The 11,616-nt window shown below is 61.4% G+C and carries 8 protein-coding genes; all 8 read left to right on the forward strand.

The genetic code is table 11. The annotated features are described in order from the left end of the window. Nucleotides 1-17 precede the first annotated feature (17 nt). The 8 genes from CAF77_RS06185 to CAF77_RS06220 all read left to right on the forward strand — a co-directional run bounded on the left by CAF77_RS06185 (nucleotide 18) and on the right by CAF77_RS06220 (nucleotide 11,605). Nucleotides 18-1,886 carry an extracellular solute-binding protein gene (locus CAF77_RS06185; protein ID WP_064381363.1) on the forward strand — a complete coding sequence of 623 codons (1,869 nt, stop codon included), beginning with the start codon at nucleotides 18-20 and terminating at the stop codon, nucleotides 1,884-1,886. Then, the gene (locus tag CAF77_RS06190) at nucleotides 1,886-2,947 is read left to right on the forward strand and encodes a microcin C ABC transporter permease YejB (RefSeq protein WP_007952064.1); all 1,062 of its coding nucleotides are present in this window, start codon (nucleotides 1,886-1,888) and stop codon (nucleotides 2,945-2,947) included. Before CAF77_RS06185 ends, CAF77_RS06190 begins: the two co-directional genes overlap by 1 nt. Next, nucleotides 2,947-3,969, forward strand: coding sequence for an ABC transporter permease (locus tag CAF77_RS06195; protein ID WP_007952058.1), 1,023 nt, complete (start codon nucleotides 2,947-2,949; stop codon nucleotides 3,967-3,969). The genes CAF77_RS06190 and CAF77_RS06195 overlap by 1 nt, the downstream gene beginning before the upstream one ends. A gap of 13 nt (nucleotides 3,970-3,982) precedes the next feature. Then, nucleotides 3,983-5,557, forward strand: coding sequence for an ABC transporter ATP-binding protein (locus CAF77_RS06200; RefSeq protein WP_085654169.1), 1,575 nt, complete (start codon nucleotides 3,983-3,985; stop codon nucleotides 5,555-5,557). 166 nt (nucleotides 5,558-5,723) lie between these two features. Further along, nucleotides 5,724-7,139 (forward strand): sigma-54-dependent Fis family transcriptional regulator, encoded by a 1,416-nt coding sequence (locus CAF77_RS06205; protein ID WP_064381360.1) that lies wholly within the window; start codon nucleotides 5,724-5,726, stop codon nucleotides 7,137-7,139. 274 nt (nucleotides 7,140-7,413) lie between these two features. Further along, nucleotides 7,414-8,805 carry a GntP family permease gene (locus CAF77_RS06210; protein WP_085654170.1) on the forward strand — a complete coding sequence of 464 codons (1,392 nt, stop codon included), beginning with the start codon at nucleotides 7,414-7,416 and terminating at the stop codon, nucleotides 8,803-8,805. Nucleotides 8,806-8,812: 7 nt separating this feature from the next. Beyond that, nucleotides 8,813-9,586 carry a 3-hydroxybutyrate dehydrogenase gene (gene hbdH, locus CAF77_RS06215; RefSeq protein ID WP_007952053.1) on the forward strand — a complete coding sequence of 258 codons (774 nt, stop codon included), beginning with the start codon at nucleotides 8,813-8,815 and terminating at the stop codon, nucleotides 9,584-9,586. 63 nt (nucleotides 9,587-9,649) lie between these two features. Then, entirely contained in the window at nucleotides 9,650-11,605 is a 1,956-nt protein-coding gene (locus CAF77_RS06220) for an acetoacetate--CoA ligase (protein WP_064381357.1), read from the forward strand. Nucleotides 11,606-11,616: the final 11 nt, after the last annotated feature.

An 11,616-nucleotide genomic window follows, 5' to 3' on the forward strand; every position in this document is an offset into this window, starting at 1 on the left:
CGGCTTTAAGGCTGACAATGCGACTGGCTTTCCCGACATTGATGTTCACTGCCGTGACCCTGCTGCTTGGGATCACCGGTGTGGACGCCGCACCGCAACATGCGATGACCGTCTATGGCGAACCGGCAAAGTATCCGCCCGGTTTCAGTCACTTCGATTACACCAATATCCAGGCGCCCAAGGGCGGAACCATGCGCCGCTCGGCCATCGAAATCGGCCACTTCGACCATGTCCTGCCCTATATCGACAAAGGCATCGGCGTCAGCCAGATCGACGGCCTGCTGTATTCCCCGCTGGCCCAGCGTTCGCTCGACGAGCCCTACACCGTATACGGCCTCGTGGCGCAGAAAATGGAGCGCTCGGATGACGGCCTGTCCCTGCGCTTCTTTATCAATCCCAAGGCCCGCTTCGCCGATGGCAAGCCGATCACCGCCGAAGACGTGCGATACACCTATGATTTGCTGATGACTCAGGGCAGCCTGCGTTATCGCACCCAGTTTGCCGACGTCAAAGGCGCCGAAGTGGAAGCCCCGCTCACCGTGCGCTTCGATTTCAAGAGCAACGAAAACCGCACCCTGCCGCTCGATATCGCGACCCTGCCGGTGTTTCCCGAGCATTGGTGGAAGACCCGTGATTTCGCCGGCGGTGGCGGCTATGAACCGCCGCTGGGCAGCGGGCCGTACCGGGTCGGAAAAGTCGACTCCGGGCGCAGCATCACCTTTGAACGCAACCCTGACTGGTGGGGCAAGGACCTGCCGGTCAGCCGTGGCCTGTACAACTTCGACCATTTCAGCATCGAGTACTTCGGCGACACCGACGTCGCTCGCCAGGTCTTGCGCGGTGGCGCTTATGACTACAACCGAGAATTCTCCGCCACCGGTTACTCCATCGGTTACGACAGCCCCGCTCTGAGCGACGGTCGCCTGCAAAAGGCTCATCTGGCCACCGAGGCGCCGCAGTCGGCCCAGGGTTTCGTGTTCAACCTGCAAAAGCCGATGTTCCAGGATCGTCGGGTACGCCAGGCGCTGGCCATGCTCTGGGATTTCGAATGGAGCAACCGGCAGATGATGCGCAATATGTACATCCGCCAGCAGAGTTACTTTTCCAACACGGATCTGGCCGCCCGGCAGTTGCCGGACGCCGCCGAACTGAAGATTCTCGAACCCTTGCGCGGACAGATTCCCGACGAGGTGTTTACCCGGGTTTTCGAAGCACCGAAGACCGATGGCAGCGGCATTATCCGCGACAAACAACTGCAAGCGCTGGAGCTGCTGGAACAGGCCGGCTGGAAACCCGATGGCGACCAGTTGGTCAACGAACGCGGCGAGCCGCTGAGTTTCACCTTTCTGGTCAGCCAGAACGGCATGGATCGCCTGCTGCTGCCCTACAAGCGCACGCTGAAACAGATCGGCATCAACCTCGACATCCGTCGTATCGATTCCTCGCAGTACGTCAACCGCCTGATGAGCCGCGACTACGACATGATCGTCACCGGCTACCCGGTCACCACTTCTCCCGGCGGCGAGCTGTTGAACTACTTCGGTTCGGCGTCGGCCAACGATCCCGGCGCCAACAACTACATGGTGCTGAAGAACCCGGCGGTCGACACCTTGATCAACGGCCTGATCCGCGCCTCGACCCAGCCTGAAATGCTGCGCTATGCCCATGCGCTGGATCGCGTGCTGCAATGGAACTACTACTGGATTCCCAACTATTACCCGCCGGGCACGTCCACTGTGTGGTGGAACCGTTTCGGCATTCCCACCGTGCAGGCGAGCAATGACGAAGCGATCGAGAGCTGGTGGGAAATCAGCAGCACGCCGCTGACCAATCAGCAGATGACGGCCGAGAAAATCAGCCGTGGCAGACCCGGAGGGCCGCACTGATGTGGGCTTACATACTGCGGCGCCTGCTGCTGATCATCCCGACGCTGGTGATCATTCTGCTGGTCAACTTCGTGATCATCCAGGCCGCACCGGGTGGGCCGGTTGAACAGGCCATCGCCCATTTGCAAGGCATTGGCGGCGCCAGTGTCGGCGGCGGTGCAAGCGAGACCATGAGCGGCACGTCCCGCGCCAGCCGCGGCCTCGATCCGCAACTGATCAAGGACATCGAAAAACAGTACGGCTTCGACAAACCGGCCCATGAACGCCTGTGGCTGATGCTCAAGAATTACGCGCAACTGGATTTCGGCAAAAGCTTCTTCCGCGGCGCCACGGTCACCGACCTGATCCTGCAGAAAATGCCGGTGACCATTTCCCTCGGGCTGTGGGCGACGTTGATCACCTATCTGGTGTCGATCCCGCTGGGCATCCGCAAAGCCGTGCACCACGGCAGCCATTTCGATATCTGGAGCAGCACGGCGATCATCATCGGTTACGCCATGCCGGCGTTTCTGTTCGCGATGTTCCTGATTGTGGTGTTCGCCGGCGGCACCTCGCTGAACTGGTTTCCGGTGCGCGGGCTGGTGTCCGACAACTTCGAATCCCTGTCGACACTGGGCAAGATCACCGACTACTTCTGGCATCTGGTGCTGCCGGTCACGGCGCTGGTGATCGGCGGTTTCGCCACCCTGACCATCCTCACCAAGAACTCGTTCCTCAACGAAATCACCCGCCAATACGTGGTCACCGCGCGCGCCAAAGGCCTGAGCGAAAACCGGGTGCTCTACGGACACGTGTTCCGCAACGCGATGCTGCTGGTGGTGTCGGGCATTCCCCAAGCGTTCATCAGTGTGTTCTTCGCCGGTTCGTTGCTGATCGAAGTGATCTTCTCCCTCGATGGCCTGGGGCGCATGAGTTACGAAGCGGCCGTGTCCCGCGATTATCCGGTGGTGTTCGGCTCGCTGTTCATCTTCACCCTGTTCGGCCTGCTGATAAAACTGATCGGTGACCTGTGCTACACCCTGGTCGACCCGCGCATCGACTTCGCCGCGAGGAATGCCTGATGTTCAAGCTCTCGCCTCTGGGCCGTCGCCGTTTCGAACGCTTCAAGAAAAACCGCCGGGGCTGGTGGTCGCTGTGGTTATTCATTGGCCTGTTCCTGCTCAGCCTCGGCGGCGAGCTGATCGCCAACGACAAGCCGTTGGTCGTCAGTTATCAGGGCCAGTGGTACTTCCCGGTGTTCAAGCGTCACACCGAACAGGAGTTCGGCGGACAACTGCCGTTCCAGGCCGACTACCGCAGCGACTACGTGCAGAAACTGATCCGCAAGGACGGTGGCTGGTTGCTGTTTCCGCCGATTCCGTTCAGTGACGACACCCCGAACTACGACCTCAACAAACCGGCACCGAGCCCGCCGACTTCGGTCAACTGGCTGGGCACCGACGATCAGGCGCGCGACGTCCTGGCCCGGGTGATCTTCGGCGCGCGGGTGTCGATCCTGTTCGCCCTGATGCTGACGTTTGTCAGCGCCCTGATCGGCATCGCGGCCGGTGCCCTGCAGGGCTATTACGGCGGCTGGGTCGATCTGCTCGGCCAGCGCTTGCTGGAGGTCTGGTCGGGGTTGCCGGTACTTTACCTGCTGATCATCCTTTCGGGATTCGTCGAGCCGAACTTCTGGTGGCTGCTGGGGATCATGGCGCTGTTTTCCTGGCTGGCACTGGTGGACGTGGTGCGCGCCGAGTTTCTGCGCGGGCGCAATCTCGAGTACGTCAAGGCTGCCCGGGCCCTGGGCTTGAGCGATCGCAAAGTGATTGTCCGGCACATCCTGCCCAACGCGATGAACGCGACCCTGAGCTACCTGCCCTTCATTCTGACCGGGGCGATTTCCACCCTGACCGCGCTGGATTTCCTGGGTTTCGGCATGCCCGCCGGCAGCGCGTCGCTGGGCGAGCTGATCGGTCAAGGCAAGCAGAACCTGCAAGCGCCGTGGCTCGGCTTGACCGCGTTTTTCACCCTGGCGCTGATTCTTTCCCTGTTGGTATTCATCGGCGAAGCGTTGCGCGATGCCTTTGACCCGCGCTCATGAACGGATCCTTGAAATGACTGACAACCTGATCGAAATCCGTGATCTGAGCGTCGCCTTCCATGGCCAGACCGTGGTGAGCAACCTGTGCCTGGACATCCGCCCCGGCGAGTGCCTGGCGCTGGTCGGCGAGTCGGGTTCGGGCAAGTCGGTGACGGCCCACTCGATCCTGCAACTGCTCCCCGAATCCGATGCCAGAACGACCGGCAGTATTCGTTATCGCGGACAGGAACTGGTCGGCGCCGATCCCAAGACCCTTCGCGATCTGCGGGGCAACCGCATCGCCATGATTTTCCAGGAGCCGATGACCTCGCTCAATCCGTTGCACACGATTGAAAAGCAGATCGGCGAAACCCTGTTGCTGCACCGCGGCCTCGGCGGCAAAGAGGCTCAGGCGCGGATCCTCGAACTGCTGGAACTGGTGGGCATCAAGAAACCGAAAGAGCGACTGAAGGCTTATCCGCATCAGCTGTCCGGCGGGCAGCGCCAGCGGGTGATGATTGCGATGGCCCTGGCCTGCGAGCCGGAATTGCTGATCGCCGACGAACCAACCACCGCACTCGATGTGACCGTACAGCGCAAGATCCTGTTGCTGCTCAAATCCTTGCAACGGCGCCTGGGCATGTCGCTGCTGCTGATCAGCCATGACCTCAATCTGGTCCGCAGCATCGCCCAGCGTGTATGCGTAATGAAGGCCGGTGAGATCGTCGAGCAGGCGCCGTGCGAAACCCTGTTCACCGAACCGAAACATCCATACAGCTGCGTGTTGCTCAACGCTGAACCGGAAGGCGAAGCGCTGCCCCGGGACGAACGCGAAAATGTGCTGGAAGTCGATGACCTGCGAGTTGATTTCACCGTCGGCGGCGGGTTGTTCCAGCGCAAGCAATACCTGCGCGCGGTAGACGGTATCAGTCTGAACATCCAGCGCGGCAAAACGCTGGGCATCGTCGGCGAGTCCGGTTCGGGCAAGTCGACTCTCGGTCAGGCGATCCTGCGCCTGCTCGACTCCAAGGGCAGCATTCGTTTCCAGGGCACAGCCCTCGACGGCCTCGACCAGAAACAGATGCGCCCGTGGCGCCGCCAGATGCAGGTGGTGTTCCAGGACCCGTTCGGCAGCCTCAGCCCGCGCATGTCGGTGGCGCAGATCATCAGCGAGGGGCTGGAGGTGCATTGCCAGTCCACCGCCGAGGAGTGCGACGATCAGGTGATCCGCGTGCTCAAGGAAGTGGGCCTCGACCCTGAAAGCCGTCACCGCTACCCCCATGAGTTTTCCGGTGGTCAGCGCCAGCGCATTGCCATCGCCCGGGCGCTGGTGCTCAAACCGGCGCTGATCCTGCTCGACGAGCCGACTTCGGCGCTGGATCGTACCGTGCAGAAACAGGTGGTCGCCCTGCTCCGCCAGCTTCAGGAAAAACACGGCCTGACCTATTTGTTCATCAGTCATGACCTGGCCGTGGTGCGGGCGCTGGCCCACGACATGATCGTGATCAAGGACGGCAAGGTGGTGGAAAGCGGTGCCAGCCATGACGTGTTCGACTCACCGCAGCATCCCTATACCAAAGAGCTGTTGGCGGCGGCGCATCCGGGATAGGCATAATCAGCGCATGCCTTTGAACCGAGTCGCGGCTATCGCTGGCAAGCCAGCTCCCACAGGTTTATCGGGGGTACACGACATTTGTGAACGACCAAAAGCCCTGTGCGAGCTGGCTTGCCAGCGATAGGGCCAGGCCTGGCGGCACACATTCAGGATCAGTCAGATGAACACCACCGAAAGCCTCAAGGATTACCAACGGGTTCGCACCCTGGCGATTCGCTCGTTGTTCGAGATCATCGAGCAATCCAGTGAGGGCACGGTGATTGTCGACCGCGACGCGAACATCGTCTGGATGAACGAGCGCTACGCTCGGCGCTTCGGGCTCGATTCCGCCGCCGGGGCCATCGGCAAGCCTTGCGAAAGCGTGATCCCTGGCAGCCTGTTGCGTGAAGTGGTACGCACCGGTCGGCCGATTCTGCTGGACATGCAGGACACCCCGAAAGAACCGCTGGTGGTGATGCGCCTGCCGATCCATGACGACGCCGGGTCGGTGATCGGCGCCATCGGTTTTGCCCTGTTCGACGAACTGCGCGCGCTGTCGCCAATGCTCAAGCGCTACCTGAGCATGCAGGAAGAGCTGGCCTCGACCCGTTCGCTGCTGCGCGCCCGGCAGACCAAATACAATTTTGCCCACTTCATCGGCACCAGCGCTGCCAGCCTGGAAGTCAAACGCCGTGCCCGTCGCAGCGCCAGTGCCGAGTCGCCGGTGCTGTTGCTGGGCGAAACCGGCAGCGGCAAGGAGTTGCTGGCTCAAGCGATCCACGGCGCTTCGCCTCGGGCACACAAGGCGTTCGTCAGCGTCAACAGCGCGGCGATTCCTGAAGCACTGCTTGAAGCCGAGTTCTTTGGCACCGCCCCCGGTGCTTTTACCGGCGCCGACCGCAAGGGTCGCACCGGCAAGTTGCAGATTGCCCAGGGCGGGACGCTGTTTCTCGACGAGATCGGCGACATGCCGCTGCCCTTGCAAAGCAAATTGTTGCGGGTGTTGCAGGAAAAGGAGTTCGAACCCGTAGGCTCCAACGACGTGATCCAGAGCGATGTGCGGGTGATTGCCGCGACCTCGACGGATCTGGAGGCGGCGATCAAGCGCGGTGAGTTCCGCGCCGACTTGTATTACCGCCTCAACGTATTGCCAATTCAGGTGCCGCCACTGCGTGAACGACTGGACGATCTGCCGGCCCTCAGTGAGGCGATTCTTGAAGAACTGCGCAGTCAACATGAACTGAACCGCGAAGCGCTGGAGCTGCTGGGTCAGCATGCCTGGCCAGGCAATATCCGCGAGCTGCGCAATGTACTGGAGCGGGCAGCGTTGCTCAGCGATGACTTGATGCTGACGGCGGATGACATTCGCTCTGCAATTGGAACGTTTACACCGGTTGAACGAACGCTGGCACCCCTGCCTGAACCGGCAATCAACGAGACCTTCAGTCAAGCCCGGGAGCGTTTTGACCGGCAGTTGATTCAATCCACCCTCGTGCAATGCGGAGGCAAGGTGATCGAGGCGGCTGAGCGGCTGGGACTGGGTCGCTCGACGCTGTACAAGAAAATGATTGCGCTGGGGATCGCAGAGTCTCAATAAGGAGACACAGCTCTCCAAATCAAGACAACATCAAAAGCATCGCGGGCGAGCCCGCTCCCACAGGGTAACGCACTCAACTGTGGGAGCGGGCTTGCCCGCGAAAGCGTCCTCTCAGTCATAGAAGTCTCAAAACAGAGACAAAACCTTGAAAGCCGCCACCAAAAATCAAACCAATTCCTTTAATTTCAACAAGTTAAGAATCTGGCACAGTTCTCGCTTACGCCTCTACCTGCACCCGTTCCACCCACAAAAATAACAATCGAAGGAGCACACCATGAGTGTGATCATCGCCTTGGCAGCTCTCGCGCTGCTGATGCTCGCGGCCTACCGTGGCTACAGCGTTATCCTTTTTGCTCCGATTGCCGCCCTCGGCGCCGTCCTGCTCACCGACCCGTCCGCCGTCGCCCCCGCCTTCACCGGCGTGTTCATGGAGAAGATGGTCGGTTTCATCAAACTCTACTTTCCCGTGTTCCTGCTCGGCGCCGTGTTCGGCAAGCTGATCGAACTCTCGGGTTTCTCCCGCTCGATTGTCGCGGCAGCGATTCGCTTGCTCGGTACCCGCCAGGCGATGCTGGTGATCGTGCTGGTCTGCGCCCTGCTTACCTACGGCGGCGTTTCGCTGTTCGTCGTGGTATTTGCGGTCTACCCGTTCGCAGCGGAGATGTTCCGCCAGAGCAACATACCCAAGCGCCTGATCCCGGCAACCATCGCCCTCGGCGCGTTCTCCTTCACGATGGACGCCCTGCCCGGCACGCCGCAGATCCAGAACATCATCCCCAGCACTTTCTTCAACACCACCGCCTGGGCGGCGCCGTGGCTGGGTGTGATCGGTACGATTTTCGTGTTCTGCGCCGGCATGCTGTTTCTGCAACGCCAGCGCAACAAGGCGCAGCGTGCCGGTGAAGGCTACGGCACCGAACTGCGCAACGAACCGGAAACCGCCGAAGACCTGAAACTGCCGAACCCATGGATCGCCCTGTCGCCGCTGCTGGCGGTGGGCATCATGAACCTGCTGTTCACCCAGTGGATTCCGCAGTGGTACGGCAAGACCCACAGCCTCGCGCTGCCGGGCATGGCCGCGCCGGTCACTACCGAGATCGCCAAACTCACGGCGATCTGGGCGGTGCAGGCAGCCCTTTTGGTCGGCATCCTGATGGTGCTGGCATTCGGTTTTAAAGCGATCAAAAGCAAGCTAGCCGAGGGCAGCAAAAGCGCAGTCAGCGGTGCGCTGCTGGCGGCGATGAACACTGCTTCGGAATACGGTTTCGGCGCCGTCATCGCCTCGTTGCCGGGGTTTCTGGTGCTGGCCGACTGGCTCAAGAGCATCCCCAATCCGCTGGTCAACGAAGCGATCACCGTGACCCTGCTGGCCAGTATCACCGGCTCTGCTTCGGGTGGCATGAGCATCGCGCTGGCGGCGATGTCCGAACAATTCATCAGCGCCGCCCACGCCGCCAACATTCCGCTGGAAGTGCTGCACCGGGTGGCCGCGATGGCCAGCGGCGGCATGGACACCCTGCCGCACAACGGCGCGGTGATCACCCTGCTCGCCGTCACTGGCCTGACTCACCGTGAGGCCTACAAGGACATTTTCTGTATTACGCTGATCAAGACCCTGGCGGTTTTCGTGGTGATCGGCACTTTCTACGCCACTGGCATTGTGTGAGGTATTGATGACGACTCTTTCTGGCAAGACCGCACTGGTTACCGGCTCCACCAGCGGCATCGGGCTGGGCATCGCCCTGACGCTGGCCAAGGCTGGCGCCAACCTGATCCTCAACGGTTTTGGCGACGCGTCGAAGGTGATCGCCGAAGTCGAACAGTTCGGCGGCAAGGTCGGCCATCACCCGGCGGATGTCAGCGACCCGGCGCAAATCGCCGACATGATCGCCTACGCCGAGCGCGAGTTCGGCGGCGTGGACATTCTGGTCAATAACGCCGGTATCCAGCACGTTGCGGCGGTGGAGGAATTTCCGGTGGAGCGCTGGGATTCGATCATCGCCATCAACCTGTCGTCGGTGTTTCACAGCACTCGCCTGAGTTTGCCGGGCATGCGCGCCAAGGGCTGGGGGCGAATCGTCAACATCGCTTCGGTGCACGGTCTGGTCGGTTCCACCGGCAAAGCCGCGTACGTGGCAGCCAAACATGGGGTGATCGGCCTGACCAAGGTGGTCGGCCTGGAAACCGCCGCCAGCAACGTCACCTGCAACGCCATCTGCCCGGGCTGGGTGCTGACGCCGCTGGTGCAGAAGCAGATCGATGATCGCGCAGCCAAGGGCGTCGACCCGCAGCAGGCGCAACACGATTTGCTGGCCGAAAAACAGCCATCGCTGGAGTTCGTCACGCCTGCACACCTGGGTGAACTGGTGTTGTTCCTGTGCAGCGAGGCCGGCAGCCAGGTGCGTGGCGCAGCGTGGAATATCGATGGCGGGTGGCTCGCGCAGTAAGCGTGCAAATGATCGCTCCCACGCTGTCGTGGGAGCCTTCTGACCAACAATAAGAGGCAAACCATGTCCGACATTCTCTGGCAGCCCGATGCGAAACGCATTGCCCGGTCCCGCATGGACGGCTTTCGGCGCTTCATCAATCAGCGCCACCACCTGAAGCTCGACGACTACCCTGCGCTGCACCAATGGTCGATCGACCAGCGCGAAGCGTTCTGGCAAGCGATCGTGGATTTCTTCGGCATCAGTTTTCACACCCAACCGGACGCCGTTCTGCGCGGAGGCCTGAAAATGCCGGGTGCCGAGTGGTTTCCCGGTGCCACTCTGAACTTCGCCGAGCATCTGCTTAGCCGACGCGACGATGCCATCGCCGTGATCGCTATCGGGGAAAACGGCCAGCGTGAACTGCTGACCTGGGCCGAACTGGCCCACCAGGTCGCCGGTTTTCAGGCCAGCCTGCAAGCGGCCGGCGTAGTGGTTGGCGACCGGGTTGCGGCCTGCATGCCCAATACCTGGCAAACCCTGGTGGCGATGCTCGCGACCACCAGTCTCGGCGCAATCTGGTCATGCTCCTCGCCGGACTTCGGCACCCACGGCGTGATCGACCGCTTCGGCCAGATCGAACCGAAGGTGCTGATCACCTGCGCCGGCTACCGTTACGCTGGCAAGGAGATCGACCAGACCGTCAAGGTCAATGAAATCCTCGAACAGCTGCCGTCACTGCAACAGCTGATCATCGTGCCCTACGCGCGACCTCACGCCCATGCCACGGATTACCGGACACCCGCCAACGTCACGCTGTGGGACGACTTCTACGAACCGGGCGATGAACCGCACTTCGTCCCGGTGCCCTTCGACCATCCGCTGTACGTGCTGTATTCCAGCGGCACCACCGGCGTGCCGAAGTGCATCGTGCACAGCACCGGCGGCGTGTTGCTGCAACACGCCAAGGAACACGGGCTGCATGTCGATCTGGGTCCCGGCGACCGGTTGTTCTACTACACCACGTGTGGCTGGATGATGTGGAACTGGCTGGTCTCGGCGCTGGCGGTCGGCAGCGCGGTGGTGCTGTATGACGGTTCACCGTTTTACCCGGACAACGAGCGGTTGCTGGAGCTGCTCGACGATGAGCAGGTCAGCGTGTTCGGCACCAGTCCGAAATTCCTCGCCACACTGGAAAGCAGCGGCATCAAACCGCGTGAAAGCTACGACCTGAGCCACCTGAAAACCCTGCTCTGCACCGGCTCCGCACTGTCGCCGCAGAGTTATGACTTCGTCTATCGCGACTTCAAACCGGATGTGTGCCTGTCCTCGATGTCCGGCGGTACGGACATCGTGTCCTGCTTTGTCAACGGCAATCCGCTGACGCCGGTACGCCGGGGCGAGATCATGGGCAAGAGCCTGGCCATGGCAGTGGAAGTATGGAACGACGCCGGGCAACCGGTGATCGGCGAAAAAGGTGAGTTGGTGTGCACTCGCCCCTTCCCAGCGATGCCCATCGGACTCTGGAACGATCCCGAGGGCGAAAAGCTGCGCAAATCCTATTTCAGCCAGTTCCCCAGGGTCTGGGCCCAGGGTGACTACGCAGAACAGCTGCCCCACGGCGGGATGCTGATTCACGGCCGCTCCGACGCCGTGCTCAACCCCGGCGGCGTGCGCATCGGCACGGCGGAAATCTACCGTCAGGTGGAGAAAGTCCCGCAAGTGCTGGACAGCGTCGCCATCGGCCAACAGTGGCAGGATGACGTGCGGGTGGTGCTGTTCGTACGCCTCAAGGACGGCCTAACGCTGGATGAGGCACTGCAACAGCAGATCCGCCAGGTGATCCGCGCCAACACCACGCCGCGCCATGTACCGGCGAAAATCGTCGCGGTCACCGACATTCCGCGCACCATCAGCGGCAAAGTGGTGGAGCTGGCCGTGCGCAATGTGGTGCACGGTGAACCAGTGAAAAACACCGACGCGCTGGCCAATCCGCAAGCGCTCGAGCAGTTTCGCGATCGACCGGAATTGAACAGCTGACAACAGCGTTC

Source organism: Pseudomonas sp. R15(2017), from assembly GCF_002112685.1.
In the GTDB taxonomy this organism is placed as follows: domain Bacteria; phylum Pseudomonadota; class Gammaproteobacteria; order Pseudomonadales; family Pseudomonadaceae; genus Aquipseudomonas; species Aquipseudomonas glycinae.

Bases quoted from the DNA above. Each gene is read 5' to 3' on its own strand.
- CAF77_RS06200 (WP_085654169.1), top strand. From the start codon at position 3,983: ATGACTGACAACCTGATCGAAATCCGTGATCTGAGCGTCGCCTTCCAT.
- CAF77_RS06190 (WP_007952064.1), top strand. From the start codon at position 1,886: ATGTGGGCTTACATACTGCGGCGCCTGCTGCTGATCATCCCGACGCTG.
- CAF77_RS06220 (WP_064381357.1), top strand. From the start codon at position 9,650: ATGTCCGACATTCTCTGGCAGCCCGATGCGAAACGCATTGCCCGGTCC.
- CAF77_RS06195 (WP_007952058.1), top strand. From the start codon at position 2,947: ATGTTCAAGCTCTCGCCTCTGGGCCGTCGCCGTTTCGAACGCTTCAAG.
- hbdH (WP_007952053.1), top strand. From the start codon at position 8,813: ATGACGACTCTTTCTGGCAAGACCGCACTGGTTACCGGCTCCACCAGC.
- CAF77_RS06210 (WP_085654170.1), top strand. From the start codon at position 7,414: ATGAGTGTGATCATCGCCTTGGCAGCTCTCGCGCTGCTGATGCTCGCG.
- CAF77_RS06185 (WP_064381363.1), top strand. From the start codon at position 18: ATGCGACTGGCTTTCCCGACATTGATGTTCACTGCCGTGACCCTGCTG.
- CAF77_RS06205 (WP_064381360.1), top strand. From the start codon at position 5,724: ATGAACACCACCGAAAGCCTCAAGGATTACCAACGGGTTCGCACCCTG.